Genomic DNA, 26,810 nt, shown 5'->3' with positions numbered 1-26,810 from the left:
GCGAGACGGAGCGAGACACGACATGCGATTCCAGTTCCTCCTCGGCGAGATCGGCAACGGCCTCCGGCGCAACCTCTCGATGGCCGTCTCGGTCGTCATCGTCACGATGATCTCGATGTACCTCCTCGGCCTCGGCCTCATGGGCCAGCGGCAGGTCGACACCATGAAGGACTACTGGTACGACCGCGTCCAGGTCACGGTCATGCTCTGCGCCGAGAAGACGCGGTTCACCAACTGCGCGGGTGAGGCGACGACCGACGCACAGCGGACCGCGATCAAGGCCGAGCTCGAGGCCCTCAAGCCGACGGTCAAGGAGGTCTACTACGAGTCGCGCGACGAGGCGTACGACCGGTTCAAGCAGACGTACAAGAACTCGCCGCTCGCCCGGGCGGGGGAGTCCTACTTCGCCGACTCCTACCGGGTGAACCTCAACGACGCCGGCAAGTTCGACGTCGTCGCGAGCTCGATCAAGGGCATGCCCGGTGTCGCCGACGTCCAGGACCAGAAGAAGCTGCTCGAGAAGTTCTTCACCTTCATGAACACCGTGTCGTGGGCGGCGATCGCCCTGTCCTCGCTCATGGTGCTCGCGGCCGTCATGCTCATCTCGACGACGATCCGCCAGACCGCCTTCAGCCGTCGGCGCGAGACCGGCATCATGCGTCTGGTCGGCGCCTCGAACTTCACGATCAGATTCCCGTTCGTCATGGAGACCGTCCTGTCGAGCGTGCTCGGGGCGGTGCTGGCGATGGGCATGCTGTGGGCCACGGTCCGCTACGGCGTCGTCGGCTTCCTCAGCCAGACCCTGACCGACACCGCCTTCATCGGGGTCGCGGACGTCTACTACGTCGCGCCCTTCGTCATCGTCGGCGTCATCGTGCTCTCGAGCCTCACGTCCTGGGTGACGCTCCGCCGCTACCTGCGCGTCTGACGCCCGCCGCTGCTCCACGATCTCCCGGATCCGCACCCGGGGGAGGGGTCGGTGCCGCATGCTGTCCCAGGCGGGCATACACCCCTGATCGTGACGAAGTCTCCCCATCGCGAGTGACCTGTGGTACCAATGGAACATATGTGGCTCATGAGGCGTTCTGAGAGGAGCGGGCCCGCGGCCAGGCTGACGGCCGCCGGGCTCGTCGTCGTGTGCTCCGTCTCCGTGGGATCGGCGCTCGTCGCCCGCGCCGACTCGGTCTCCGACCAGAAGAAACGCAACGACCGGAAGATCGCCGCGCTCGGCCAGCAGCTCGAGGGCACCAACGCCTCGCTCGCCCGCGCCTACGTCAACCTCCAGCGCACCAACGCCGCGCTCCCGATCGCCCAGCAGCGCGTCGCCTCCGCCCAGACGGCCCAGGTGCGAGCCCAGGCCGCGCAGGTGGCGGCCGAGGCCACCGAGGCCCGGGCCATCGCCGCCGAGGCCAAGGCCCGCGCGCACAACGAGGCCGTCGCCCAGAAGCTCGCCGTGGCCCAGGCCAACGAGCAGCGCGCCAAGGAGCAGCTGGCCAAGAGCTCCACCGACCTCGTCACCAGCCAGGACGCCCTCGACTCGTACGCCGCCGAGGTCTTCCAGGGCTCCGGCCAGGAGTCCCAGCTCGGCATGGTCTTCGGCTCGACGTCGCCCGAGGACTTCGCCAACCGGCTCGTCATGGCCGACACCGCGAGCGCCGTCGCCAGCGACACCATCGACAAGCTCGCCGCGATGACGGCCGACAACACCTCGACCCGCTCCTACCTCACGTCGGTGCGGGGCGAGATCGCCGAGCTGAAGCGTCAGGCCGAGGCCGCGCTGCGGGGCGCGGAGGCGGCCGCCGCGGCCGCCACCCAGGCCAAGAACCAGGCGATCATCGCCAAGAACAACGCCATCACGGCCACCCAGAACGCCGCGGCGGCCAAGACGCAGCTCGACCAGCTGAAGTCCAAGCAGTCGTCCTTCGCCGCCGACCTCGCGGTCCAGAAGAAGAGCGAGGCCTCTGACCTCGCCGCGGCGCGCGCCGAGTCGGCCCGCCTGCAGGCCGTCCTCGTCGAGCGTGCCCGGCAGGCCCGCATCGCCGAGCAGAAGCGCCTCGCCAAGCTGCGCGCCGAGCGCGCCGCCAAGATCCGTGCCGAGCGGGCCAAGGCAGCCGCGGCCAAGAAGCGCGGCCAGGTCTACGTCCCCAAGACCCCGCCGCCCGTGCAGGGCGACTCGACCCCGTCCAACTACCTCAGCTACCCCGCCGTCGGCCCGACGACGTCCGGCTTCGGCATGCGGTGGCACCCGGTGCTCCAGAAGTGGATGCTCCACGACGGTCTCGACTGGGGCATCCCGTGCGGCACGCCCGTGTATGCCGCGGCGCCGGGTGACGTCATCCGCGCCGGCTGGCGCGCGAGCGGGTGGGGCAACCAGATCCTCATCGACCACGGCATCCACCGGGGCGTCGACCTCGTCACGAGCTACAACCACCTGTCGAGCATCGTGAAGTTCGGCGGCAGCGTGAGGCGAGGCCAGCTCATCGGCTACTCGGGCACGACGGGCTACTCGACGGGCTGCCACCTGCACTTCGGCACCTACGAGGACGGCACGCCCGTCAACCCCCGCAAGTGGCTCTGACCGACGCCCGCCGACAAAACCGACTCTGAGTCGAGTCTGCCTTCGGGGTAGCGTTGGTGCGCTGACCACACACCACGAAGGCGGAAGGACGGCCCGGTGCCCAAGGAGAAGGGGCGGTCGCTCATCGCGAGCAACCGCAAGGCCCGACACGACTACCTCATCGACGACACCTTCGAGGCGGGCATCGTCCTCTCCGGCACCGAGGTGAAGGCGCTACGGATGGGGCGCGCGTCCCTCGTCGACGGCTTCGCCATGTTCACCGGCGACGAGCTCTACCTCGAGAACGTCCACATCCCCGAGTACCTCAACGGCACGTGGAACAACCACGCCCCGCGTCGCAAGCGCAAGCTGCTCCTGCACCGTGCCGAGCTCGCGAAGATCGCGCACAAGACCCGCGAGAGCGGGCGCACCATCGTGCCGCTGTCCCTCTACTTCAAGGACGGCCGCGCCAAGGTCGAGATCGCGATCGCGACCGGCAAGAAGGAGTACGACAAGCGCCACGCCCTGCGCGAGCGCCAGGACAACCGTGAGGCCGATCGCGCCATGAGCGCGGCCAACCGTCGCCGCTGACCCTCCAGCCGGAACCGCGGGCGTCGATGCCGCGTCCGGTGTCAGGATGCAAGGGACCAACGACGTGGAGGGATCCCGATGGCTGGATCGACCGGACCGACCCGATCGAGCGTGACGCGCGCCCGGCGACTCGCCGTGCTGGGGCTGCTCCTCGCGGCCGCCCTGCTCCTGCTCACCCCGGCGGGGAGCGCGCAGGCCGCCGGTGACGAGGGCATGGACTCCTTCGTCGCGGTCTACGACCTGCAGCCCGACGGCAGCATGAAGGTCACCGAGACGATCACGTGGCGCTTCCCGAGCGGTGAGCAGCGGCACGGCATCTTCCGCAACATCGTCGTGCGGATGGGCTGGAACGACGAGGAGAACCGCTACCGCTACTTCGACCTCACAGACGTCGCCGTGTCGAGCCCGACCGGTGCGCCGGACGAGTTCCGCGTCAGCGACAACGGTGCGTCCGAGGAGATCCGGATCGGCTCGGCGGACCAGCTCACGAGCGGGACGCAGGTCTACACGGTCAGCTACACGCTGCACGACGTGCTCAACCCGATCACGGCCGACGGCAAGCCGGCCCCGGACTCGAGCCAGGCCGCCACCGTCGAGCTCTACTACAACGTCTTCGGGACCAACGAGACGACGGCGCGTGACCGGGTGTCAATCACCGTCAACGCCCCGACGGGTTCGACCCAGGTCGCCTGCTACCAGGGCGTCAGCCGGTCCGACACGCCGTGCCAGGCCACCTCGGGCGACCCGGCCCGTTTCTCGGCCGCCGGCCTGACGTCGGGCGACGCCATGTCGGTGCTCGCCTCCTACCCTGCCTCGGCCTTCGGCGACGTGCGCGCCGACGTCCGTGAGGGCGACTCCGGTGCGTCGATCGGCTCCGACGCCGCGCCGGCCGCAAACGCGGCGGCCTGGGCCGGCGCCGTCGGCGCCCCGGTGCTGGCCCTGGCCGTCATGGGTGCGCTCGTCTGGACGCGTGGTCGCGACGAGCGCTACGCCGACCTCACTCCGGGCCTCTCACCGGCGTACGGCACCGGCGCCACGGGCGACGGCACCCCGGCCGCCGCCACCGTGCGTGGCGGGTCGTCGACCGTCGCCGTCCAGTTCCAGCCGCCGAAGGGCGTGCAGCCGGGGATGGTCGGGACGATCATCGACGAGACCGCGAACCCGATCGACGTCTCGGCCACGGTCATCGACCTCGCGGTGCGCGGCTTCATCCGCATCGAGGAGAGCGACGGCGGGGGCGGCGTGTTCAGCCGCACCGACTGGACGCTCACCCGGCTCGCGCCGCCGGCCGACGAGCGGCTGCTGCCCTACGAGCGCCAGCTGCTCGACGGGATCTTCTCCAGCCGGGGTGACGCCGTGCGCCTCTCGGAGCTGAAGAACACCTTCGCGAGCACCCTCAAGCGCATCCAGAGCGGGATGTACGAGGAGGTCGTGACGCGTGGGTGGTTCCGCTCCTCGCCCCAGACCCAGCGCGGCGCCTGGCAGGGGCTCGGCCTCGTCATCGCCGTGCTCGGCGGCCTCATGCTCTTCTACGGCCGGCCGGCGATCAGCGCGATCCTCGGTGGCAGCTTCGGCGGCGGGGTCGCCCTGGGTGTCGGGCTCGTCGTGGCCGGCATCATCGTCTGGGTCCTCGGCGGGCGGATGGCCGCCAAGACCGCCGAGGGCTCCGCGGTGCTCGCCCAGTCGCTCGGCTTCAAGGAGTACCTCACGACCGCCGAGGCCGGGCAGATCGAGTTCGACGAGGCCTCCAACATCTTCAGCCGCTACCTGCCGTATGCCGTGGTCTTCGGTGTCGCGGACCGGTGGGCCCGCACCTTCGCCGACGTCGCGAAGGCGGCCGAGGCCGCGAACCGGCCGCTCGTGATGCCGACGTGGTACGTCTGGAGCGGCAACGCCTTCCCTGACTTCACGAGCATCGCGGACGGCGTCGACTCCTTCTCGACGACGTCGACGGGCACGTTCACCTCGACACCCGGCTCGTCGGGATCGTCCGGGTTCTCCGGCGGGGGTGGCTTCTCCGGTGGCGGTGGCGGCGGGTCCTCGTCCGGCTCCTGGTAGACGGAGCCGGACGCGCCGACGCGAGGGCGAGCAGGGCGCCCACGCCGGCCACGACGCCACAGAGCGGCCACAGCAGGCCGGGGGCTGCGGCATACACGATCCCGCCCAGCGGCGCCGACAGCATGGCCCCGCTCGTCGCGGCGCCCGTGTAGAGGCCTTGGTACTGACCGACGAGATGGGAGGGCGCGGCGTCGAGGACGTGGGCGGTGGCCGTCGTCTTGTAGAGGACCTCGCCGGCGGTGAGCACCACCATCGCGACGACGGCCGCGACCGCGACGCCCAGCCAGGTCAGTCCGAAGATGACGAACCCCACTGCCACGAGGGCGTATCCGGTCGCGATGATGGGAATCGCGGGGCGGTCCCGGAGCCGGATCGCCACGGGGATCTCGAGGGCGAGGATGAGCGCCGACCCGATCGCCACCAGGAGCGTGTAGAGCGCGAGCGGCTGGCCGTGTTCGCGCAGGTACAGGGGGAGGGTCGAGTAGAGCTGTCGGTAGACGAGGTCGACGAGCACGACACCGGGCAGGAGCAGCAGGAGCGACCGGTCGGCCCGGACGGCCCGCCAGAGCCCGGCCGGTGCGTCGGGCTCGCGGGCGACCGGGGCCTCGTCGGGCAGGAAGCGCGACGTGACGTGGCGCAGCACGAGGGTGAGGCCGCCGTCCACCACGAAGAGCGTGTCGTAGCCGTGCGTGGCGAGCAGGGCGCCGACGGGAGGCCCGATGACGAAGCCGGCGTTCGAGGCGGCTCGGCTGACGGCGACGGACGACCGGCGCGACCCGGCCGGGACGGCGAGCGCCGCGAGGGCGCCCTGCCCGAGGGATGCGACGGCGCCGAGGTAATCGGTCACGGGCATCGTCACGGCGAGCAGCCAGACGGGCTGCCACGGGATGAGGGCGGTGAGGACGCCGACGACGCTCGCCGCGAGGAGCAGGACGCGGCGGTGTCCGTAGCGGTCACCGAACCGTCCTCCTGTGAGGTTGCCGAGCAGTGCGCCCACGCCGTTCGAGCCGGCGACGACACCCGCCGGCACGACGCCCAACCCGCGGGGGCCGGTGAGGAAGAGCATGAGGAAGGCGCTGGCGGAGCTGACGAGCCGCCCGGCGGCCAGCACCCAGACGACGCGGGGGAGGTCTCTCAGGTCGCGCACCCCGACATCAGACCATAGTCAGTCTCTTTTGGGAACGCGGTTAGGATGACGACATGACGAGGCGACACGCGAGCCCTGCAGACCTGTGCGGCATCGCCCATGCCGTCGGCGTGCTGGGTGACCCGTGGAGCCTTCTCGTCCTGCGCGACGTCGCGGGTGGTCGCACCCGCTTCGAGCAGCTCGTCGCCGAGACGGGCATCTCGCGGAAGGTCCTCACCCAACGCCTCGAGGCCCTCGTCGCCGACGGCGTGCTCGAGCGGCGTGCCTACTCCGAGCGACCTCCCCGGCACGAGTACGTCCTCACGGACCTCGGCCGCGGTGCGCTCCCGGTGCTCGGCGCCCTGCAGGAGTTCGGCGACACGTGGTTGCTCGGTGACGGGCAGCCTGACGCCGGCGCTCCGGCGGACTCCAACGAGGCGGCCCGCGTCGGCGCCCTGGTCGGAGAGAAGGTCCCGCGACTGCACGCGCTCGACCCCGTCTCCGACGAGCCGCTCACCGTCGTCTACTGCTACCCGGGCAACGCCTTCCCGGGTGCAGCGGAGATCCCCGGCGGCATCGGCTGCACGCTGGAGTCCTGCACCTACCGCGACCGGCTCGCAGAGTTCGCCGACCTCGGCGCCTCCGTCGTCGGGGTCTCGACACAGCGCCCCGGCGAGCAGGCCGCGTTCGCGGCGGCGAACGGCATACGCTTCCCGCTGCTCTCCGACGCCGACCTCGAGCTGACGACGGCGCTGCGCCTGCCGACCTTCCGGGCCGGTGGCACGACGAGGCTCAAACGGCAGACGCTCGTCGTCGACCGCGACCGCACGGTGCGCGCCACGCTCTTCCCGATCCCCGACGTCACGGGCTCGGTCGAGGAGGCGCTGCGGCTCGTCCGCGAGATCGCCGGGCGGCCCGACGGGTTCGGTCAGGACGACTGGCCCACCCGACGCAACGTGCCGCTCCTGCCGCCGTCGTAGCCCGTGCGGTACGCGAGGACGTCGTCCCCGAGGATGAAGTAGTCACCGCCGTGGCGCAGCTCGCAGGACGGTGAGCTGTCAGGCGAGTAGGAGCCCGTCGCGAAGTCGAACTGCGGACCGTCGCTGATGCCGACGAGCGTGATGTCGGCGACGCAGGGGAGCAGGTCGGTCGTCAGGGTGCCGCAGCGACGCCCCTCGGCACAGTCGGCGGTGACGACGAGGGTCATCGTCAGCTGCTGGGAGCCGTACCGGGCGGGCCCGGACCAGGTGCCCGTGAGCCGGTCGATCAGCGCCGACCTCGGTGCCGGGACCGGCGAGGGTGCCGGCGTGACCAGCGCGCCCTGTCCTGACGCGGACGGCGACCCGAGGACCGACGACGCACCGACTGCGGCCTGGGGCGTCGACGGTGGGAGGAAGTGGGTCACGAGCGTCGCGGCCGCCGTGATGCCTGCGGCCCCGAGCGCCGTGACGGCCGCCCAGCCGGTGGGGCTGAGACCGCGACGACCCCCGCCGCCGGGAACACCCGGCGGCTCGGTCAGCCCTGTCTCACCACTCATGCCGCACCAGCTCTGACGGCCCCGAGACCTCCAGCCTAGCGGCGGGTGGCCCCCGGCCGTCAGCCGATGACGACGAGCAGGTCGCCACCCTCGACCTGCTGGTGGGCGCCGATGGCCACCCGCGAGACGGTGCCACCGGCGGGGCTCGTGATGTTGGCCTCCATCTTCATGGCCTCGATCGTCGCGACGACCCCGCCGGCCTCGACGGTGTCGCCCTCGGCCACGGCGAGGGTGACGACGCCGGCGAAGGGGGCCGCGACCTGGCCCTTGGCTCCGGGGTCGGCCTTCTCGGCGGACTTGACGTCGGCCTCGACCGAGCGGTCGCGCACGGTGATCGGGCGGAACTGGCCGTTGAGGGTGCACATGACGGTGCGCATGCCCTTGGAGTCGGCCTCACCGATGGACTGGACGCCGAGGATGAGGCGCTTGCCCGGCTCGATCTCGACCTCGTACTCCTCACCCGCCTCGAGACCGTGGAGGAACTCGACCGTCCCCAGCACCGACAGGTCGCCGTAGGACTCGCGCGAGGTCTCGAACTCCTTCGTCGGCCCCGGGAAGAGCAGCTGGTTGAGGGTGCGTCGGGGGGCCGTGCCGAGATCGGACTCCTGCTCGGCCGTCAGCTCGGTCAGCCGCGGCTTCGACTGGCGGCCGGCCAGTGCCTTCGTGCGGAACGGCTCGGGCCACCCGCCGGGCGGGTCGCCGAGCTCACCGTTGAGGAAGCCGATGACCGAGTCGGGGATGTCGTAGCGCTGCGGGTCGTCCTCGAAGTCCTTCGGGTCGGCGCCGGCACCGACGAGCGCCAGGGCGAGGTCTCCGACGACCTTGGAGCTCGGCGTCACCTTGACGACGTTGCCGAGGATCCGGTTCGCCGCGGCATACATGTCCTCGATGGCCTCGAAGCGGTCGCCGAGACCGAGAGCGATCGCCTGCTGGCGCAGGTTGCTCAGCTGCCCACCGGGGATCTCGTGGAAGTAGACCCGACCCGTGGGGGAGTCGAGGCCCGACTCGAAGGGGCGGTAGAGGTGGCGCACGGCCTCCCAGTAGGGCTCGAGGGCGAAGACGTTCTCGATGTCGAGGCCGGTGGGCCGGTCGGTGTCGTCGGTCGCAGCGACGAGGGCCGAGAGGGAGGGCTGGCTCGTCGTGCCCGCCATCGTCGCGGTCGCCGCGTCGACGGCGTCGACCCCGGCGTCGATGGCCGCGAGCAGCGTGCCGATCTGTCCGCCTGCCGTGTCGTGGGTGTGCAGGTGCACCGGGAGGTCGAAGCGCTCCCGCAGGGCCCGGACGAGCCGCGACGCGGCGGGGGCCCGCAGCAGCCCCGCCATGTCCTTGATGGCGAGGACGTGGGCACCCGTGTCGACGATCTGCTCGGCGAGGCGGAGGTAGTAGTCGAGGGTGTAGAGCCTCTCGCCCGGCGACATGAGGTTGCCCGTGTAGCAGAGCGCCACCTCGGCGACCGCGGTCCCGGTCTCGAGCACGGCCTCGACGGCAGGGCGCATCTGCGACACGTCGTTGAGCGAGTCGAAGATGCGGAAGACGTCGAGCCCCGTCGACGCGGCCTCGCGCACGAAGGCGTCGGTGACCGCGGTCGGATAGGGGGTGTAGCCGACGGTGTTGCGGCCGCGCAGCAGCATCTGGAGCGGGATGTTGGGCATCGCCTCGCGCAGCGCGGCCAGGCGCTCCCACGGGTCCTCGGCGAGGAAGCGGAGGGCGACGTCGTAGGTCGCGCCGCCCCAGGCCTCCATCGAGAGCAGCTGCGGCGTCAGGTGCGAGACGTGCTTCGCGACATGGAGCAGGTCGCGGGTGCGCATGCGGGTCGCGAGGAGCGACTGGTGCGCGTCGCGGAAGGTCGTGTCGGTGACGGCGACGTCGTTCGCCTCGCGCAGCGCTCTCGCGAAGGCGGCCGGACCGTCGGCGACGAGACGGTCTCGGGCACCTGGCGGCAGGGGCGCATCCGGGAGCGGGGGGAGCTTGGTGCGTGGGCGGATCCGCGTGGTCACCGGCCCGTTGGGCTGGTTGACGGTGACGTCGGCGAGGTAGCTGAGCAGCTTCGTCGCGCGGTCGGCGCTGATGCGCGCCGAGAGCAGCTCGGGTCGCTCGTCGATGAACGAGGTCGTCGCGAGGCCCTCCTGGAAGACCGGGTCGCCGAGCACCGCCTCGAGGAAGGGGATGTTGGTCGAGACGCCGCGGATGCGGAACTCCGCGAGCGCGCGCTGGGCCCGACGGACGGCGATCGGGAAGGTCATGCCGCGGCACGTGAGCTTGACGAGCATCGAGTCGAAGTGAGCGCTGATCTCGGCGCCGACGAAGACGGTGCCACCGTCGAGCCGCACGCCGCTGCCGCCGGCCGAGCGGTAGACCGTGATGGTGCCGGCATCGGGACGGAACCCGTTGGCGGGGTCCTCGGTCGTGATCCGGCACTGCATCGCGAAGCCCTTGGTCCGGATGTCGTCCTGGCGCAGGCCCATCGACGCGAAGGTGTCGCCTGCCGCGATCTGCATCTGCATGACGACGAGGTCGATGTCCGTGACCTCCTCGGTCACGGTGTGCTCGACCTGGATGCGCGGGTTCATCTCGATGAAGACGTAGCGGCCGTCCTCACCGAGGAGGAACTCGACGGTGCCGGCGTTGACGTAGCCGATCGAGCGGGCGAACTCGACGGCGTCGGCGCACATGCTCTCGCGGGTGGCCGCGTCGAGGTTGGGCGCCGGGGCGATCTCGACGACTTTCTGGTGGCGTCGCTGGAGCGAGCAGTCGCGCTCGTAGAGGTGGACGACCTCACCCGTGCTGTCGGCGAGCACCTGGACCTCGATGTGCCGCGGGTTGACCACGGCCTCCTCGAGGTAGAGGGTCGGGTCGCCGAACGCCGACTCGGCCTCGCGCTGGGCGGCCTCGAGCGCGTCCCGCAGGCCCTCGCGCGCCTCGACGCGGCGCATGCCACGGCCACCGCCACCGCTCACCGCCTTGACGAAGACCGGGAAGCCGATGTCCTCGGCCGCGGACGCGAGGGTGTCGAGGTCGGTGCCGGGCTCGGAGCCGCGCAGCGTCGGCAGGCCGGCGTCGCGCGCGGCCGCGATGGCGCGGGCCTTGTTGCCGGTGAGGTGGAGCACCGAGGCGGGTGGGCCGATGAAGGTGATGCCGGCCGCGTCGCACGCCTCGGCGAGGAGGGGGTTCTCGGAGAGGAAGCCGTAGCCGGGGTAGATCGCGTCGGCACCGGCCTCGACGGCCTGGGCCACGATGGCCTCGTGGTCGAGGTAGGCCCGGACCGGGTGGCCCTCCTCGCCGATCTGGTAGGCCTCGTCGGCCTTGAGCCGGTGCTCGCTCTTGCGGTCCTCGTAGGGGAAGACGGCGACCGTGCGGGCGCCGAGCTCGGTCGCGGCCCGGAAGGCTCGGACGGCGATCTCGCCTCGGTTGGCGACGAGAACCTTGCGGAACATCGGACCTCCAGGGTGCGGGGGCGACTCGTGTGGTCCGCGTCGACCACGTCGGCAGCCTAGTGGCGGGCTCGTCACGCCAGAGCGGGGTGTTCCCATCCGAGACGGGAATGGCTTGGACCGCCAGAACGTTCCTCCTGCATACTGTGGACTCCACCTCGGTGGAGAGCAGGGCAGCTTGACAAGTCAACAGCGTGACGTGGACACCCCTCATGGGGGTGATCGGTTTCGACGGTGGTCGACATATCAGGGGAAGCGGGTCGAGGATGCAGGGTTATCTCGTAAACGCTCCTTGCAAAACAATAGGTGCCAATTCCAAGCGCACCGACTTCGCCCTCGCCGCCTGAGCGAGCCTCGAAGTCTGTCAGCCTGAGCTAGTTTCCGACTCAGTGCCTGGCATCAGCTAGGAAACTTGCTGCGCAGTCATGTTGGGGGGCTGCGCGGGACTCTTACTCAACTGGGCCTGTCAGGGGACGTGTGCGTGCGAGCCCTGGGGCCGAGAAAAGCCATAGCGCACTGCACCCGGAGAAGCCCTGGTTTCTCGTCATCGGACGCGGGTTCAATTCCCGCCACCTCCACCACTCACGTGGTGGCCACGTCACGCTGTCGCTGTCAGCACGAAGAGGGCGCCCCGTTCGCGGGGCGCCCTCTTCGCGTATGCCGTGTGCGGTGCAGTCCCGCGGTCCGTCAGCGCAGGCGCAGGTCCTCGTTGCCGGGGGCACCGCCGGTGCGTCCCGGACCGATGAGGTCGGGCCCGAACGCGGAGTACGACCCGCCCTCGACGGGGACGATCCGCTTGCCGAGCGGGAAGAGCGAGACCGGGATCAGCTTGAGGTTGCCGAGGGCCAGCGGGATCCCGACGATCGTCACCGCCTGGGCGATGGCCGTCGTTACGTGCCCGAGCGCGAGCCACCAGCCGAAGAAGATGACCCAGAGGACGTTGCCCAGCGTCGAGGCGGCCCCGGCGGCCGGGTGGTCCACGACGGTGCGGCCGAACGGCCACAGCGCGAACCACCCGATGCGGAACGCGGCCAGCCCCAACGGGATGCCGATGATCGTCACGCACGCGACGACCCCGGCCAGCAGGTACAGCAGCCAGAGCCAGAAGCCGCCGAAGACGACCCAGACGACGTTGAGGAGAAGCCGCAAGGACTCAGGCCTGCCCGGACGCGTCGGTCGCGGCGGCGCCGGCAGCCTCGGCCGCCATCTGCTCCTTGATCGGGGCCATGTCGAGGTTCTTGACCTGCTCGATGACGTCCTGGAGCGCCGACTGCGGCAGTGCGCCGGGCTGGGCGAAGACGAGCACGCCCTCCTTGAAGGCCATCAGGGTCGGGATCGAGGTGATGTTGGCCGCCGACGCCAGCGACTGCTCGGCCTCCGTGTCGACCTTGCCGAACACGATGCCCTCGTTGTCACCGGCCTGTGAGGCGGCGTCGTAGACCGGGGCGAACTGTCGACACGGGCCGCACCAGGACGCCCAGAAGTCGACCAGGACGATGTCGTTGTCGAGAACGGTCTTCTCGAAGGACTGCGCGGTCAGGTCAGTGGTAGCCATGTCTCTCCCAACGGATCGTGTGCGGCAGGTATTCCGCCCTCAGCGCAGTTCCCAGGTGACCGTGACGGAGGCCCCGAGGTCGAGGTCACCGCCCTCGACGGGCATCCCTCCGGCGTCCATCGACGCGGCCATGAGCTTCATCTCGCGGCGCTGGACCGGAATCGCACCCGCCTCGGCCACGCCGAGGACCGCACCGAGCTGCGCGCCGGAGAGGACGGCATACTGCTCCGCCTTGTCGCGGGCGTCGGCGAACGCGGCGTCGCGAGCCCGGCGCAGCCCGTCGCTGCGGTCGGACACGTCGAGGCGCACCTGGTCGACGAGCAGCGCGTTGCCGACGGCGGACGCCGCGGCCTCGAGGATCTCGCCCACCGACTCGAGGCGGCGGACCGTCACGGCCAGGCGCTGCTGCGCCTGGAACCCGACCGCCGTGCCGGTGTTGTCCCAGCGCTGGTTGACCCCCGCGTCGAGCGTGCGGATGTCGGCATCGGCGACGCCGTGGTCGCGCACGACGGCCCCGACCTTCGTGATGCCCTCGGCCGCGCCGGCAAGGGCCGCCGCGACGTCACCGGCGTCGTGCCCGACGCGCAGGTCGAGCCGCACGACGTCGGGGGAGACCGAGGCCCGACCGCTGCCGTTGACGGTGACCGTGCGCTTGCCCATGGGCGTCCTCTCGTCGCGGCCCGGGGAGGGGTTCTGGGCCCTCTCGCAACCTACCTAGACTGCCGTCCCATGACGAGCCTCCCGCGACGGTCCGCCCCTGCCTCGCGCCACGTCGTGGGTCTGGCCGTCGCCGCGGTCGTGGTGCAGCTGCTCGTCCTCTACTGGCCGGTCGTCACCGTCGAGGGGCCCGTGAGCTGGACCGACAAGGTCGTCCACCTGCTCGTCTTCGCCGTGCCGACGTATGCCGTGGGGCGGGCTCTCGGGTCGGTGCGCACCGCCGTCGTGGTCTTCGCGATCCACGCCCCGCTGAGCGAGCTCGTCCAGCACTTCCTGCTCCCGGGACGCTCGGGCGACGCGTGGGACGCGGTGGTCGACCTCGTCGGCGTCGCGGTCGGGGCGACCGTGCTCGTGGTCCGGGGCCGGCTGCGTCGCTGGTAGACTCAGGAAATCCGACTCCGAGGTCTCCTCGGATCACGACGGAAGAGATGGCGCCGGGGATGCCCGGCGGGCAGGCTCGTCCGACGGGGTGACACCCCTACCGGAAGACCGCGCAGACGGCGCGGCCCGGCACCGACGCGGAGCGGATCCGAAAACCGGACGGCACAGATGCCGGGCACCGGTACACATGGGGCGCAGACAATGCTGCGCCTGAGGCTCGTCTGCATGGTCGTGGTGTGACTCACGGCTCGAGGCGAAGTCTGCATCGAGTCAAGAGAGTTGAATACGCAATGCCCAAGCACACCTCCTCCGGCGCGCCCAAGAAGGCCCGCTGGTCCACCGAGAAGAAGTCCGGCGCGACCAAGAAGCCACACCGCGGACAGGGTGGACCGAAGTCGTCCTCCTTCTCCGGTCCCAAGACCTCCCGCCCGGCCTCGTCGGGCTCCTCGCACGTCGGCGGCCGCGAGTGGCGCGCCCCGCGGACCGCCGTGACGACCGTGGCGGCGACCGTGGTGGCTACCAGCGTCGTGACGACCGCGGCGACCGTGGTTTCCAGCGTCGTGAGGACCGTCCGTCCTTCGACCGTCGCGATGACCGTGGCGGCGACCGTGGYGGSTACCAGCGTCGTGACGAGCGTCCGTCCTTCGACCGCCGTGACGACCGTGGTGGCTACCAGCGTCGTGACGACCGCGGCGACCGTGGTTTCCAGAGTCGTGAGGACCGTCCGTCCTTCGACCGCCGTGACGACCGTGGCGGCGACCGTGGTTTCCAGCGTCGTGACGAGCGTCCCTCCTTCGACCGCCGTGACGACCGTGGCGGCGACACGACCGTGGCGGCGACCGTGGTGGCTACCAGCGTCGTGACGACCGCGGCGACCGTGGTTTCCAGCGTCGTGAGGACCGTCCGTCCTTCGACCGCCGCGACAACCGGGGCGGCGACCGCTTCGCCGACCGCGCTCCCGTGAGCTTCGAGGACGCCGAGGCCGAGCGCATGGACGCCGACAGCTGGACCAAGTCGACGCGCGCCGACGTGTCCGACGGTCCCGTCGACGTCGCCGCCGACAACGGTTTCGCAGCCCTCGGCCTGCCCGAGCGGATCGTCGAGCGCCTGGCCCGCGAGGGCATCACCTCGCCGTTCCCCATCCAGACCGCGACGATCCCAGACGCGCTGGCCGGCAAGGACGTCCTCGGCCGTGGCCAGACCGGCTCGGGCAAGACGCTCGCCTTCGGCCTGCCCCTCATCGCCCGGCTCGTCGAGGCGGACCTGCCTCGTCGCCCGCGCAAGCCGCACGCCCTGATCCTCACGCCGACCCGCGAGCTCGCGATGCAGATCTCCGACGCGCTCGAGCCGCTCGTGCACGTCGCCGGCCTGCGCCACAAGCTCGTGGCCGGTGGCCTCAGCTACACGACGCAGATCAACGCCCTCAACAAGGGCGTCGACATCCTCATCGCGACGCCGGGCCGCCTCAACGACCTGCTCGAGCGGGGTGCCATCGAGATGGACGACATCGCGATCACCGTCCTCGACGAGGCCGACCACATGGCCGAGATGGGCTTCATGGCCGAGATCACGACGAGCCTCGACAAGATCCCGTCCGACGGCCAGCGCCTCCTCTTCTCGGCGACGCTCGACCGCGGCATCGACACCCTCGTCGAGAAGTACCTCACCGACCCGGTGACGCACTCGACGAACGACGCGACCGCGTCCGTCGAGGGCATGGACCACCACGTCCTGCTCATCGACCCGCAGCACAAGAAGGTCATCACGGCCGAGGTCGCCAACCGCGAGGGCCGCACCGTCGTGTTCTGCCGCACCAAGCTCGGCGCCGACCGCATCGCGCTCCAGCTGCGTGAGCAGGGCGTCATGGCGGCCGCGCTCCACGGCGGCCTCAACCAGGGCCAGCGCAACCGCGTGCTCGGCGCGTTCCGTGACGGCACCCTCCCGGTGCTCGTCGCCACCGACGTCGCCGCCCGTGGCATCCACGTCGACGACGTCTCGGTCGTCCTGCAGGTCGACCCGCCGGCCGACCACAAGGACTACCTCCACCGCTCCGGCCGCACGGCCCGCGCCGGCGACAAGGGCACCGTCGTGACCCTCGCGCTGCCGCACCAGCGCCGCACCATGGAGCGACAGCTCAAGGACGCCGGCCTCGAGATCTCGCCCGTCCGGGCCACGCCCGGCGACGCGATCATCGCGGCGACCGGTGCGACGACCCCCAGCGGCGTCGCGATCGCCGAGGACGACTTCCAGCGCCTCATCGCCGGTCCGAAGCAGCACCGTCGTGGGCCTGCCGGCCCGCGCGGTCCGCGTCAGGGCCAGCGCGGCGGCTTCCGCCCGCAGCACGGTGGCGGTCGTGACGACCGTCGTGACGACCGCCGTGACGACCGCCGTGGCCGTCGCAACGACCGTGGCGACGGTCTCGTCTCCCGCTGGGGCGACGACGAGCGCGGCGGTCACCGGGGCGCCCGCTTCTGAGCAGTCGCCGGTGTGGAAGGCTGGGCCCGTGAGCTCGACCTTCCACACCGGCCGCCTCCTCGTGGCGACGCCGTCCGTCGGGGGTGACGTGTTCCATCGGTCCGTCATCCTCATGCTGCACCACGACGACGGCGGCGCCCAGGGCGTCGTGCTCAACAAGCCGCTGTCGGCCGAGGTGGACTCGGTGCTGCCGGGCTGGCAGCGCGTCGTGACGGCCCCGCACGTGCTCTTCCAGGGCGGGCCGGTGTCGACGTCGTCGGCGCTCGGACTCGTCACGGTGCCGGGCGACGAGCCCGAGCCGCTCGGGGTCAAGCGCCTCTTCGGCTCGATCGGGCTGGTCGACCTCGACGTGCCGACGCCCGTCGTGGCGGCCGAGCTGGCGGGCCTGCGCATCTTCGCCGGCTACTCCGGCTGGGAGTCCGGCCAGCTCGAGAACGAGGTGCTGCGCGGCGACTGGTACGTCGTCGACGCAGAGGTGCGTGACGCGTTCACGCCCCGGCCGGACGGGCTGTGGCGCGAGGTGCTGCGGCGTCAGCGCGACACCCTCGCGTACGTCGCGAACTTCCCCGACGACCCGTCGATGAACTGACGTGGCCGTGACGGAGCCCGTGCGGCCCGAGACCGAGGACCATCCCGAGATGCCGAGGTCGACCAGGCGAGTTGCCTTCGTCGACAGCGGGCTCGGGCTCCTCGGGTATGCCGACGCGCTCCACGCGTTGCGCCCCGACCTCGGCCTCGTGCTGTCGCTCGACCCCGACAACATGCCGTACGGCCCGCGCACGCCCGAGGAGGTCCAGCGCCTGATCCTCGCGTCGGCGCGGGCCACCCTGCCGCACGAGCCCGACGCGATCGTCGTCGCGTGCAACACCGCCTCGGTGCACGGGCTCGGCGCCCTCCGGGCCGAGCTCGAGCCGGCCGTCCCCGTCATCGGCACGGTCCCGGCGATCCGGCCGGCGGCCGCTGCCGGCGGCCCCGTCGCCGTGTGGGCCACCGCGGCCACGACGTCGAGCGACTATCTCCGCGGACTCGTCGACGCCTTCGCCGCCGACGTCGAGACGTATGCGGTCGCGGCGCTCGGTCTCGCGGAGGCCATCGAGTCCGGCGACCCCCTGGCCGTCGACGAGTGCATCGCGTATGCCGCGTCCCAGACCCCCGCGGGCGTGCGCTCGCTCGTGCTCGGCTGCACGCACTACGGCCTCGTCGCCGACCGGATCGTCGCGGCCCTCGGCCAGGGCGTGACCATCCACGACTCACCGGTCGCCGTCGCCCGTCAGACGTTGCGCCGCATCGGTCTCGAGCCGGCGGCCGACGCGACCGAGGCGGGTGTCGAGGCGGTGCTCCTCAGCGGCCGACCCGGCGCGCTGCCGGCGTCGTGGGGGGCCTACCCGGCGGGGGAGCGGCTCCTTCGGGGTGCGGCAGGGCGGCATACACTCTCGTCATGAGCACGATGCCTCCCGACCCGTTCGAGCCCGAGCCGCTGCGGGGCACCAGCACGGCCACGATCGAGCGCGAGGAGGTCCGCGAGGAGCTCCAGGAGCCGGGCGACCACGAGCGCTTCTCGCACTACGTGCGCAAGGAGAAGATCCTCGAGAGCGCACTGTCGGGCGAGCCCGTCGTGGCCCTCTGCGGCAAGATCTGGGTCCCGGGCCGTGACCCGCAGAAGTTCCCGGTGTGCCCGGTGTGCAAGGAGATCTACGAAGGACTGCGAGACCCCCAGGACGGCGGCGACGGCGACCAGGGCGGCGGCGGACAGTCCTGACCGGCTCGTCCGGAGGTGCCTGACCTCGGGCTTTCCTTACGGGTTCTTTACTCGCCCCGGCGGCGCCACTGACTGTCGCGTACCTACAGTCGCTGGGATCGACGCCCGATCGGGCGTCGGGCCGGACGAGAAAGGTCACCTCATGAAGCTTCGCTCCCTGATGCTCGCGGCACCGCTCGCGCTCGCCGCGGCATCTCTCGTCGCGCCGGCGCACGCCGCGCCCGTGATCGACGGCCACGGCAGCGCCGCGTGCCTCGACCCCGAGACCGTCGGCGCGGTCGGAGCCCGTGGCAGCCACGGCACGGCGAAGGACCCGCACGAGCTGTCCGACGCCCAGGTGCGCGCCAACGAGGCGGCCCTCACGAAGGCCCTCGCGGCCAAGGGGCTGACCCGCGACTCGTCGGGCAAGGTCGTCCAGCAGGGGCAGAAGGGCAATCCCGGCACGGGCATGTTCGCGGCGACGAACGTGAAGGTCTACTGGCACACGATCACCAACGGCACCCAGGGCTCCGTGAGCGCCAGCGCGATCAACAGTCAGATCAGCGTCCTCAACAGCGCCTACTCCGGCACTGGTCTCAGCTTCACCCTCGCCGGCTCCGACTCGACGAGCAACGCGTCCTGGTACACCGTGACGCCGGGCTCCACGGCCGAGCGCAACATGAAGAGCGCTCTGCGCAAGGGCACGATGGCCGACCTCAACCTCTACTCGGCCAACATCGGCCAGGGCCTGCTCGGCTGGGCGACCTTCCCCAGGAGCAGCTACGACGTCATGGACGGCGTCGTCGTCCTCACGGCCTCACTGCCCGGCGGCAGCGCCACCAACTACAACAAGGGCGACACCGCCACCCACGAGGTGGGGCACTGGGTCGGGCTCTACCACACCTTCCAGGGCGGCTGTAAGGGCAACGGCGACTACGTGGCCGACACGCCCGCCGAGGCCAGTCCCGCCTACCAGTGCCCGACCGGCCGCGACACGTGCACGAGCCCCGGTCTCGACCCGATCAAGAACTTCATGGACTACACGTACGACGCCTGCATGAACACCTTCACGACCGGCCAGGTCTCGCGCATGCAGGCGCAGTGGACGGCCTACCGCGCCGGCAGCTGACCGCACCCGCCCTGGGCGCGCTCGGACGCGAAAGCGACTGAGCGGCATACCATCCAGACCGAGGCCCCGCCGGCAAGGCGGGGCCTCGGCATGTCGTCCCCGGGGATTCGTTACGGTGGCCTCTCTATGAGTTCAGGGGCCGCCTTCCACCTCCCACCCGCCTTTCCCGAGCGGGCTGCGTGGGGTACCGCCAGCAAGCTGCGCGCGTGGCAGCAGGAGGCGCTCGACCTCTACCTCGAGAAGGCGCCGCGCGACTTCCTCGCGGTCGCGACGCCGGGTGCCGGCAAGACGACGTACGCCCTGCGCGTGGCCACCGAGCTGCTGAGCGCGGGCATCGTGCACCGGGTCACCGTCGTGGCCCCCACGGAGCACCTCAAGACCCAGTGGGCCGACGCCGCAGCCCGGGTCGGCATCAGCCTCGACCCCAGGTTCAGCAACAGCATCGGCCGGCACAGCGACGACTACCACGGGGTCGCCGTGACCTACGCACAGGTCGCGTCCCGCCCGTCGCTGCACCGCGAGCTGACGACGTCGCGGTCGACCCTCGTCATCCTCGACGAGGTGCACCACGGTGGTGACGCGAAGAGCTGGGGCGACGGCATCCGCGAGGCGTTCGAGCCCGCGACCCGCCGGCTGTCGCTGACCGGCACGCCCTTCCGCTCCGACACCTCGCCGATCCCGTTCGTCACCTACGAGCTCGACGCCGAGGGCACGCTCGTCAGCTCGAGCGACTACACGTACGGTTACGCCGAGGCGCTGCGCGACGGCGTCGTGCGCCCCGTCCTCTTCATGGCCTACGGCGGCAGCATGCGCTGGCGCACCAAGGCCGGCGACGAGCTCGAGGCCCGCCTCGGCGAGCCCATGACGAAGGACTTCGTCGCGCACGCGTGGCGCACGGCCCTCGACCCCAAGGGCGAGTGGATCCCCGCCGTCCTCGCCGCCGCCGACCGCCGCCTCACCGAGGTTCGTCGTCACGTCGAGGATGCCGGTGGTCTCGTCATCGCCTCCAGCCAGACCCAGGCGAGGGCGTATGCCGCCATCCTCCGCTCGCTGACCGGCGAGGCCCCGACGGTCGTCCTCTCCGACGACCTCGGCGCCAGCAAGCGCATCGAGGACTTCGGCGCGAGCGACGAACGCTGGATGGTGGCCGTCCGCATGGTGTCCGAGGGCGTCGACGTGCCGCGCCTCGCGGTCGGCGTCTACGCCACGTCGACCTCGACGCCGCTCTTCTTCGCCCAGGCCGTCGGCCGCTTCGTGCGTGCCCGCAGGCGCGGCGAGACCGCATCGGTGTTCCTGCCGTCGGTGCCGGTCGTCCTCGACCACGCGTCGCGCCTCGAGGAGCAGCGCGACCACGCGCTCGACCGCAAGCCCGACCCCGACGACATCGGCCAGATGTGGGCCGAGGAGCAGAGCCTGCTCGACGAGGCCAACCGCGCGGACAAGGCGAGCGGGGCCCTCGACGAGGGCGCCTTCGAGGCGCTGGAGTCCGACGCGCACTTCGACCACGTGCTCTTCGACAAGCAGCAGTGGGGCATGCACGCCCAGGTCGGGTCGGAGGACGAGGAGGAGTACCTCGGCCTGCCCGGCCTGCTCGAGCCCGACCAGGTCTCGGCACTGCTCCGTGAGCGACAGAGCCGGCAGGTCAAGAAGGCGCCGCAGGGGGCCTCGGCCCCGATGCCGGTGGCCGCGCACCGGGCCCTCGCGGCGCAGCGCAAGGAGCTCAACAAGCTCGTCGCGACCTACGCCCGCCAGAAGGGGCTACCCCACGCCAACGTCCACATGGACCTGCGCCGGGTGTGCGGCGGTCCCGATCTCGCCGCCGCCTCCTCCGATCAGGTGTCCGAGCGCATCGACAAGATCCGGCTCTGGCTCGTCGGCCGACGCTGAGGGTTCACGAAACCGACCACCGCTGTCGGCCGCTGGGTGGATGGTGTCCGGCTATGGTCGTGCCCTGCGCCTCGGGGGCGAGCCGCGCACCGTGCACCGGGACTGCTCCGATCGAGCACCTGACAGCGAAGGACGACATGAGCACCGACCACACCCCTGACCTTCTCGGACCCTCGACCACCCGTCGCCAGCTGCTGGCCCTCGCCGCCGTCGGTGGTGCCGGCCTGGCCGCCATGGGCTCGGCCGAGCCCGCCACCGCCGCTCCGGCAGCGCCCGGTCCGGGCACCGACGGCGAGGTCGTCCGACTGACCGTCCTCGGCACGACCGACCTGCACGGCAACGTCTACAACTGGGACTACTTCAAGAACGTCGAGTACACCGACGGCAAGGCCAACGACATCGGCGTCGCCAAGGCGTCGTCGATCATCAAGGCGATCCGTGCCGAGGTCGGCGCCGAGCGCACGCTGACGATCGACGCGGGCGACACGATCCAGGGCACACCGCTCGCGTACTACTACGCCAAGATCGACCCGATCACGGGCGGCTCGACCCACCCGATGGCGGCCGCGATGAACCAGGTCGGCTACGACGCCGCCGCGCTCGGCAACCACGAGTACAACTATGGCCTCGAGACCCTGCGGGCCTTCGAGAAGCAGCTCGACTTCCCGCTGCTCTCGGCCAACTCGGTCGACTGGAACACCGGCGCTCCCGTCTTCAAGCCGTGGGTCATCAAGACCGTCAAGCTGCCCGACACGAAGGCGATCAAGATCGGCATCCTCGGCCTCGTCACGCCCGGCGTCGCGATCTGGGACAAGGCCAACGTCGAGGGCAAGGTGAGGTTCCCCGGCATCATCGAGCAGGCAAAGGTCATGGTGCCCCGGCTGAAGGCCGCCGGCGCCGACGTCGTCATCGTCGCCTGCCACTCCGGCGACAACGGCAAGTCCTCGTGGGGCGACGCGCTGCCCTACGTCGAGAACGCCAGCGCGCTCCTCGCCGAGCAGGTCCCCGGCATCGACGCGGTCCTCGTGGGCCACGCCCACCTCGAGATCCCGCAGCGCTACGTCACCAACGCGCAGACCGGCAAGCAGGTGCTGCTGTCCGAGCCGTACTACTGGGGCATGCGTGTGACCCGGATGTCGATCGACGTGCAGAAGGTGCGCGGCCAGTGGCAGGTCGTCCACTCCGAGGCGACGCTCTACAACTCCAACGTCGCCCCCGAGGACCCGGCCGTCACGGGGGCCGTGGCCGCCGCGCACCAGAAGGTGCTCACCTACGTCAACGGCGTCATCGGCACGTGCACGCAGGCCATGTCGGCCGCGACCTCGCGCTACGAGGACACCGCCGCGATCGACTTCATCAACTACGTCCAGGCCGACGCGGTCAAGAAGGCGCTCGTCGGCACGCCCGAGGCATCGCTCCCGGTCCTGTCGATCGCCGCACCGTTCAACAAGCTCGCCGCGATCCCGGCGGGCAACGTGACGATCCGCGACGTCGCCGGTCTCTACATCTACGACAACACGCTCCTCGGCATCGTCCTCTCCGGCGCGCAGGTCAAGGCGTACCTCGAGAAGAGCGCCGAGTACTTCAAGCCGTGCACGACGACCGGCCCGGTCGCGGCCGACACGATCACGAACGCCAACGCGACGCCCGACTACAACTACGACGTCATGGGCGGGCTCGACGCCGACCTCACGTACGACATCGACCTCGCCAAGGCGGTGGGCTCGCGCATCGTGGACCTCGCGTACGCCGGCAGCCCGGTCGCGTCGGACGCGCGCTTCGTCGTGGCGATCAACAACTACCGCCAGTCCGGCGGTGGCAACTTCCCGGGCGTCGTGACGGCCCCGGTCGTCTACAACCGGCAGATCGAGATCCGCCAGCTGCTCATCGACTGGGCCACCGCCAACAAGGTCATCGACCCGACGGCCTTCGCGAGCATCGACTGGAGGCTCGTCAGCAACGGCAGCCCGATCGCCGTCACGCCCTGACGGCTCCGGCGCCAGGACGTGCCTCTCGACCACGGTCGGGGGGCACGTCCGCGTCTGCGCACCGGGGGCGCCCCGCCGCTGGGAGGGCAGCGGGACGGCCCCGCCCCGGCCGACCGGTTGGTGGGACGTCGGCAGAGAGAGGCGTACCCGCCGGGACAGGGGAGCACCGACGGGTACGCACCTCCATCCTCGCGGATCGAGGGCCACTTCGTGAACGGTTTCGACGCGATCGCGTCATGATCTGCGACCTCGACCGTCTACCAGGTGACGGGACACGACCCCTGTGCCGTCTGGGGGCCTCGGGTTGCTCGTGGAGGGGTGCCCGGGGCCCCGCCCGTCGGCCGCGTCAGCGCCGCGCCCGCCGCCGCGTCAGGCGCCGACGAGCACCTGGTAGCCCCACGCCGGCAGGGTGTACGGCTGGCCCTTCTCGAGCTCGAGCGTCTCGCCGGTGAAGGCGTCCCGCCAGGCGCCGACCTGGGGGCCGTCCCCGAGGGTCACGGTGCGGTCCTCGTCGCTGAAGTTGAAGGCGCCGAAGACCCGGTCGTCGCCAGCCGCCCGCACGAAGCTCAGGACCGACGCCTCGGCGGAGTTCGGCACCCGGACCATGCGCCCGCCCGCGGCGCCGTTCCACAGGGCGGGGTGCGCCTTCTTCAGGGCGAAGAGCTGCCGGTAGAGCTCGCCCTGCTCGTCCTCGCGCCACTCGATCTCGTCCTTGTCGAAGAAGACGAGACGCTTGTCGCTGCCTGCCTCCTGACCGTTGTAGACGAGGGGCATGCCCTCGCTGACGACGGACAGCACGATCGAGGGCAGGAGCGCCTCGCCGAACTGCTCGTACTCGGTGCCCTCCCACGCGTTCTTGTCGTGGTTGCTGACGAAGAGCATCCGGTAGGCGTCGCGCTGGTAGAAGCGGTCGTTCCACGCGTAGTAGACCTTGAGCGCCTCGACGTCGGCCTTGCCGTGCGCGATCTTGTGGAGCGTCTCGTTCCAGCTCCAGCCGTACGTCATGTCGAAGGCACGCACGTGCAGGTCGCGTGACTCCCACTCGGCGAGCATGAAGACCGGCTTGATCTCGTCGAGCTCGCGGCGCACGTTGTCCCAGAAGTCCACCGGAACGAATCCCGCCACGTCGCAACGGAACCCGTCGACGTCGACGTCGCGCACCCAGAACTTCATGGCGTCGGTCATGTAGCGGCGCAGCTCGGGGTTGTCGTAGTCGAGGTCGATGATGTCGTCCCAGTCCCACCACGGCGTCGGCCGGAAGTCACCCTTCCAGTCGCGCGCGTACCAGTCGGGGTGCTCCTCCACGAGGGGGTTGTCCCAGGCGGTGTGGTTGGCGACCCAGTCGAGGATGACGCGCAGGCCGAGGCCGTGGGCGGTGTCGACGAAGTGGCGCAGGTCCTCGAGCGTGCCGAACTCCGGGTTGACGCCGAGGTAGTCCTTGACGGCGTACGGGCTGCCGAGCACGCCCTTGCGGTTCTGCTCGCCGATCGGGTGGACCGGCATGAGCCACACGATGTCGATGCCCAGGTCACGGATCCGTGGCAGGTGCGCCTCTGCCGCCCGGAAGGTGCCCTCGGGCGTGAAGTGGCGCTGGTTGATCTGGTAGATCGTGGCGCTGCGGCTCCACTCGGGGTGGGTGAGCTCGACGTCGGGCCGGGGGGCGTACGAGTTGGCGGTCACGAGTGGCTCCTGCTCCGGGTGGGTGAGATGCGGTGTGCTGCGAGGGCCGTGCGGGGAACGTGCGGGGTCGTGCGAGGGTCGCACGTCAGGACGACTCGTCGAGCAGGTGCTCGACGAGCGGGACCGTGCGGTGGTCGAGGCGGGTGGCGAGCGAGATGACGGTCGAGGCCCGCGTGACGTGGGCGTCGTCGACGACGCGGTCGATGACCCGTTGCAGGTCGGCGTTGTCGCGCCCGACGATCCGGATGAGCACGTCACCCGAGCCGGTGATGGTGTGCGCCTCGAGCACCTCCGGGATCGCGGCGAGGTGCTCGACGACGGGGGAGTGCCCACCGCGGCCCTGGCGGATCTCGAGGGTGCAGAAGGCGGTCACGGGGTAGCCGAGCGCGGCCGGGTCGACGTCGGGGGCCATGGAGCGGAGGACGCCGGTGCGCTGGAGCCGGTCGAGCCGGGCCTGTACCGTGCCGCGCGCGACGCCGAGCCGGCGGGACGCGCCGAGCACCCCGACACCCGGCTCGGTGAGCAGCAGGAGCAGGATGCGGCAGTCGAGCGCGTCGACCGCAGCGCGCGCCGACGGATCGGCAGGAGAGGTCATGGACAGAGTGTCCAGCACCACACGGCATACGGGCAACACTTTGTGCATGCTGCCTAGCCGTGATGGGCCCTGTTGCACACCGAGGCGCGCTCGGTCACTCTCGCTCCATGACCGACACGATGCCCTCCGCGGCCGCCGACCTCACCGACCAGGAGCGCGAGGCCGACCTCGACCTCGAGCAGCTCAAGCAGCTCGTCGGTCTCGTCGAGTACGACGAGAACACCGACGTCTTCCCCGTCACCGGATGGGACGCGATCGTCTTCGTCGCGGGCAACGCGACCCAGAGCGCGCACTACTACCAGAGCGCCTGGGGCATGGAGCTCGTCGCCTACTCGGGGCCCGAGAACGGCAACCGCGACCACAAGGCCTTCGTCCTCAAGAGCGGCTCCATCCGCTTCGTCATCAAGGGTGCCGTCGACCCCGACAGCCCGCTCGCCGACCACCACCGCCGTCACGGCGACGGTGTCGTCGACATCGCCCTCGAGGTGCCTGACGTCGACAAGTGCGTCGCCCAGGCCGTCAAGGCCGGCGCGACCGTCCTCGAGCAGCCCACGTACCACACCGACGAGCACGGCACGGTGCGCACGGCCGCCATCGCGACCTATGGCGAGACCCGCCACACCCTCGTGCAGCGCCAGGTGAGCGGCCAGACGTATTCCGGCCCGTACCTTCCCGGCTACGTCCCGACCGCGTCGTCGATCGTCCGGCGCGAGGGCCAGCCGAAGCGCCTCTTCCAGGCCCTGGACCACATCGTCGGCAACGTCGAGCTCGGGCACATGGACGAGTGGGTCGCCTTCTACAACCGCGTCATGGGCTTCGTGAACATGGCCGAGTTCATCGGCGACGACATCGCCACCGACTACTCGGCCCTGATGAGCAAGGTCGTCGCCAACGGCAACCACCGCGTGAAGTTCCCGCTCAACGAGCCGGCCATCGCCAAGAAGAAGAGCCAGATCGACGAGTACCTCGAGTTCTACCGCGGCGCCGGTGCCCAGCACCTCGCCGTCGCGACCAACGACATCCTCGCCTCGGTCGACGCCCTGCGCGCCAACGGGGTCGAGTTCCTCGACACCCCCGACAGCTACTACGAGGACGCCGAGCTGCGCGAGCGCATCGGCAACGTCCGCGTGCCCATCGAGGAGCTGCAGAAGCGCAAGATCCTCGTCGACCGCGACGAGGACGGCTACCTCCTCCAGATCTTCACCAAGCCGCTCGGCGACCGCCCGACGGTCTTCTTCGAGCTCATCGAGCGGCACGGCTCGCTCGGCTTCGGCAAGGGCAACTTCAAGGCGCTCTTCGAGGCCATCGAGCGCGAGCAGGACAAGCGCGGCAACCTCTGAGGTGACCCTCGGCCCCGGCCTCGTC

Annotated in this window: 23 protein-coding genes and 1 other RNA gene; 16 read left to right on the top strand and 8 right to left on the bottom strand. The window is 70.8% G+C overall.

The window, feature by feature from the left end; translation table 11 throughout:
* Positions 1–22 precede the first annotated feature (22 nt).
* The 4 genes from ftsX (at position 23) to ASD90_RS17925 (ending at position 5,206) form a co-directional block, all read left to right on the top strand.
* A complete protein-coding gene (ftsX, locus tag ASD90_RS17940) occupies positions 23–928 on the top strand; it encodes a permease-like cell division protein FtsX (protein WP_056759516.1) in 906 nt (301 codons plus the stop codon).
* Positions 929–1,075: 147 nt separating this feature from the next.
* Positions 1,076–2,578: a peptidoglycan DD-metalloendopeptidase family protein gene (locus ASD90_RS17935; RefSeq protein WP_235506763.1), complete on the top strand. Its 1,503-nt coding sequence runs from the start codon at positions 1,076–1,078 to the stop codon at positions 2,576–2,578.
* Positions 2,579–2,674: 96 nt separating this feature from the next.
* The gene (smpB, locus tag ASD90_RS17930) at positions 2,675–3,148 is read left to right on the top strand and encodes an SsrA-binding protein SmpB (RefSeq protein ID WP_056759512.1); all 474 of its coding nucleotides are present in this window, start codon (positions 2,675–2,677) and stop codon (positions 3,146–3,148) included.
* A gap of 78 nt (positions 3,149–3,226) precedes the next feature.
* The gene (locus tag ASD90_RS17925; protein ID WP_056759510.1) at positions 3,227–5,206 is read left to right on the top strand and encodes a DUF2207 domain-containing protein; all 1,980 of its coding nucleotides are present in this window, start codon (positions 3,227–3,229) and stop codon (positions 5,204–5,206) included.
* Here the strand turns inward: ASD90_RS17925 and ASD90_RS17920 are convergent.
* The gene (locus tag ASD90_RS17920; protein ID WP_235506762.1) at positions 5,109–6,353 is read right to left on the bottom strand and encodes an MFS transporter; all 1,245 of its coding nucleotides are present in this window, start codon (positions 6,351–6,353) and stop codon (positions 5,109–5,111) included. The genes ASD90_RS17925 and ASD90_RS17920 overlap by 98 nt on opposite strands.
* Positions 6,354–6,406: 53 nt before the next feature.
* Between ASD90_RS17920 and ASD90_RS17915 the strand changes: the two genes are divergently transcribed.
* On the top strand, positions 6,407–7,312 hold the full coding sequence (locus ASD90_RS17915; RefSeq protein ID WP_082588826.1) for a winged helix-turn-helix transcriptional regulator: 906 nt from the start codon (positions 6,407–6,409) through the stop codon (positions 7,310–7,312).
* Here ASD90_RS17915 and ASD90_RS17910 read toward each other — a convergent pair.
* Both ASD90_RS17910 and ASD90_RS17905 read right to left on the bottom strand, forming a co-directional pair.
* A complete protein-coding gene (locus ASD90_RS17910; protein ID WP_056759509.1) occupies positions 7,261–7,869 on the bottom strand; it encodes a hypothetical protein in 609 nt (202 codons plus the stop codon). The genes ASD90_RS17915 and ASD90_RS17910 overlap by 52 nt on opposite strands.
* Before the next feature lie 59 nt (positions 7,870–7,928).
* Positions 7,929–11,303 carry a pyruvate carboxylase gene (locus ASD90_RS17905; protein ID WP_056759507.1) on the bottom strand — a complete coding sequence of 1,125 codons (3,375 nt, stop codon included), beginning with the start codon at positions 11,301–11,303 and terminating at the stop codon, positions 7,929–7,931.
* A gap of 211 nt (positions 11,304–11,514) precedes the next feature.
* On the opposite strand from ASD90_RS17905, the gene ssrA reads away from it, so the two are divergent.
* Positions 11,515–11,881, top strand: a transfer-messenger RNA (tmRNA) gene (ssrA, locus tag ASD90_RS23085).
* Between the two features lie 106 nt (positions 11,882–11,987).
* Here ssrA and ASD90_RS17900 read toward each other — a convergent pair.
* Genes ASD90_RS17900 through ASD90_RS17890 form a run of 3 tightly spaced genes read right to left on the bottom strand, consistent with a single transcriptional unit; the run spans position 11,988 to position 13,515 of the window.
* A complete protein-coding gene (locus ASD90_RS17900) occupies positions 11,988–12,449 on the bottom strand; it encodes a YccF domain-containing protein (RefSeq protein ID WP_082588825.1) in 462 nt (153 codons plus the stop codon).
* Positions 12,450–12,453: 4 nt separating this feature from the next.
* The gene (gene trxA, locus ASD90_RS17895; RefSeq protein WP_056759505.1) at positions 12,454–12,855 is read right to left on the bottom strand and encodes a thioredoxin; all 402 of its coding nucleotides are present in this window, start codon (positions 12,853–12,855) and stop codon (positions 12,454–12,456) included.
* A gap of 39 nt (positions 12,856–12,894) precedes the next feature.
* A complete protein-coding gene (locus ASD90_RS17890; protein WP_056759503.1) occupies positions 12,895–13,515 on the bottom strand; it encodes an SIMPL domain-containing protein in 621 nt (206 codons plus the stop codon).
* A gap of 69 nt (positions 13,516–13,584) precedes the next feature.
* On the opposite strand from ASD90_RS17890, the gene ASD90_RS17885 reads away from it, so the two are divergent.
* The 9 genes from ASD90_RS17885 to ASD90_RS17845 all read left to right on the top strand — a co-directional run bounded on the left by ASD90_RS17885 (position 13,585) and on the right by ASD90_RS17845 (position 23,170).
* The gene (locus ASD90_RS17885; RefSeq protein WP_056759501.1) at positions 13,585–13,953 is read left to right on the top strand and encodes a VanZ family protein; all 369 of its coding nucleotides are present in this window, start codon (positions 13,585–13,587) and stop codon (positions 13,951–13,953) included.
* 236 nt (positions 13,954–14,189) lie between these two features.
* Positions 14,190–14,816: a hypothetical protein gene (locus tag ASD90_RS24410; protein WP_235506760.1), complete on the top strand. Its 627-nt coding sequence runs from the start codon at positions 14,190–14,192 to the stop codon at positions 14,814–14,816.
* Positions 14,817–14,913: 97 nt separating this feature from the next.
* Positions 14,914–16,428, top strand: a complete 1,515-nt coding sequence (locus tag ASD90_RS17875) for a DEAD/DEAH box helicase (protein ID WP_235506758.1) — start codon at positions 14,914–14,916, stop codon at positions 16,426–16,428.
* A 28-nt stretch (positions 16,429–16,456) separates the two neighbouring features.
* The gene (locus ASD90_RS17870) at positions 16,457–17,017 is read left to right on the top strand and encodes a YqgE/AlgH family protein (RefSeq protein WP_056759654.1); all 561 of its coding nucleotides are present in this window, start codon (positions 16,457–16,459) and stop codon (positions 17,015–17,017) included.
* 49 nt (positions 17,018–17,066) lie between these two features.
* Positions 17,067–17,870 (top strand): glutamate racemase, encoded by an 804-nt coding sequence (locus ASD90_RS17865; protein ID WP_056759652.1) that lies wholly within the window; start codon positions 17,067–17,069, stop codon positions 17,868–17,870.
* Positions 17,867–18,187: a DUF3039 domain-containing protein gene (locus ASD90_RS17860; RefSeq protein WP_056759497.1), complete on the top strand. Its 321-nt coding sequence runs from the start codon at positions 17,867–17,869 to the stop codon at positions 18,185–18,187. The genes ASD90_RS17865 and ASD90_RS17860 overlap by 4 nt, the downstream gene beginning before the upstream one ends.
* A gap of 142 nt (positions 18,188–18,329) precedes the next feature.
* Complete coding sequence (locus tag ASD90_RS17855) at positions 18,330–19,295, top strand: zinc metalloprotease (protein WP_056759495.1); 966 nt, start codon at positions 18,330–18,332, stop codon at positions 19,293–19,295.
* A gap of 126 nt (positions 19,296–19,421) precedes the next feature.
* Complete coding sequence (locus ASD90_RS17850; protein WP_056759494.1) at positions 19,422–21,182, top strand: DEAD/DEAH box helicase; 1,761 nt, start codon at positions 19,422–19,424, stop codon at positions 21,180–21,182.
* A gap of 137 nt (positions 21,183–21,319) precedes the next feature.
* Positions 21,320–23,170, top strand: a complete 1,851-nt coding sequence (locus tag ASD90_RS17845; protein ID WP_056759650.1) for a bifunctional UDP-sugar hydrolase/5'-nucleotidase — start codon at positions 21,320–21,322, stop codon at positions 23,168–23,170.
* Positions 23,171–23,539: 369 nt separating this feature from the next.
* Here the strand turns inward: ASD90_RS17845 and ASD90_RS17840 are convergent, their stop codons facing one another.
* On the bottom strand, positions 23,540–24,850 hold the full coding sequence (locus ASD90_RS17840; RefSeq protein ID WP_056759492.1) for an alpha-amylase family glycosyl hydrolase: 1,311 nt from the start codon (positions 24,848–24,850) through the stop codon (positions 23,540–23,542).
* 85 nt (positions 24,851–24,935) lie between these two features.
* The gene (locus ASD90_RS17835) at positions 24,936–25,445 is read right to left on the bottom strand and encodes an Lrp/AsnC family transcriptional regulator (RefSeq protein WP_056759490.1); all 510 of its coding nucleotides are present in this window, start codon (positions 25,443–25,445) and stop codon (positions 24,936–24,938) included.
* Between the two features lie 107 nt (positions 25,446–25,552).
* On the opposite strand from ASD90_RS17835, the gene hppD reads away from it, so the two are divergent.
* Positions 25,553–26,785 carry a 4-hydroxyphenylpyruvate dioxygenase gene (hppD, locus tag ASD90_RS17830; RefSeq protein WP_082588824.1) on the top strand — a complete coding sequence of 411 codons (1,233 nt, stop codon included), beginning with the start codon at positions 25,553–25,555 and terminating at the stop codon, positions 26,783–26,785.
* The last annotated feature ends 25 nt before the right edge of the window (positions 26,786–26,810 follow it).

The sequence above is a fragment of the Terrabacter sp. Root181 genome, assembly GCF_001428505.1.
Classification (GTDB): Bacteria; Actinomycetota; Actinomycetes; order Actinomycetales; family Dermatophilaceae; genus Terrabacter.
The sequence above is the reverse complement of the archived record's forward strand: the minus strand, read 5'-3'. Positions and strand labels throughout refer to the sequence as shown.

Bases quoted from the DNA above. Each gene is read 5' to 3' on its own strand.
- ASD90_RS17865 (WP_056759652.1), top strand. From the start codon at position 17,067: ATGCCGAGGTCGACCAGGCGAGTTGCCTTCGTCGACAGCGGGCTCGGG.
- ftsX (WP_056759516.1), top strand. From the start codon at position 23: ATGCGATTCCAGTTCCTCCTCGGCGAGATCGGCAACGGCCTCCGGCGC.
- ASD90_RS17855 (WP_056759495.1), top strand. From the start codon at position 18,330: ATGAAGCTTCGCTCCCTGATGCTCGCGGCACCGCTCGCGCTCGCCGCG.
- ASD90_RS17850 (WP_056759494.1), top strand. From the start codon at position 19,422: ATGAGTTCAGGGGCCGCCTTCCACCTCCCACCCGCCTTTCCCGAGCGG.
- ASD90_RS17835 (WP_056759490.1), bottom strand. From the start codon at position 25,445: ATGACCTCTCCTGCCGATCCGTCGGCGCGCGCTGCGGTCGACGCGCTC.
- ASD90_RS17925 (WP_056759510.1), top strand. From the start codon at position 3,227: ATGGCTGGATCGACCGGACCGACCCGATCGAGCGTGACGCGCGCCCGG.
- ASD90_RS17915 (WP_082588826.1), top strand. From the start codon at position 6,407: ATGACGAGGCGACACGCGAGCCCTGCAGACCTGTGCGGCATCGCCCAT.
- ASD90_RS17860 (WP_056759497.1), top strand. From the start codon at position 17,867: ATGAGCACGATGCCTCCCGACCCGTTCGAGCCCGAGCCGCTGCGGGGC.
- ASD90_RS17845 (WP_056759650.1), top strand. From the start codon at position 21,320: ATGAGCACCGACCACACCCCTGACCTTCTCGGACCCTCGACCACCCGT.
- trxA (WP_056759505.1), bottom strand. From the start codon at position 12,855: ATGGCTACCACTGACCTGACCGCGCAGTCCTTCGAGAAGACCGTTCTC.
- ASD90_RS17910 (WP_056759509.1), bottom strand. From the start codon at position 7,869: ATGAGTGGTGAGACAGGGCTGACCGAGCCGCCGGGTGTTCCCGGCGGC.
- hppD (WP_082588824.1), top strand. From the start codon at position 25,553: ATGACCGACACGATGCCCTCCGCGGCCGCCGACCTCACCGACCAGGAG.
- ASD90_RS17890 (WP_056759503.1), bottom strand. From the start codon at position 13,515: ATGGGCAAGCGCACGGTCACCGTCAACGGCAGCGGTCGGGCCTCGGTC.
- ASD90_RS17885 (WP_056759501.1), top strand. From the start codon at position 13,585: ATGACGAGCCTCCCGCGACGGTCCGCCCCTGCCTCGCGCCACGTCGTG.
- ASD90_RS17905 (WP_056759507.1), bottom strand. From the start codon at position 11,303: ATGTTCCGCAAGGTTCTCGTCGCCAACCGAGGCGAGATCGCCGTCCGA.
- ASD90_RS17935 (WP_235506763.1), top strand. From the start codon at position 1,076: ATGAGGCGTTCTGAGAGGAGCGGGCCCGCGGCCAGGCTGACGGCCGCC.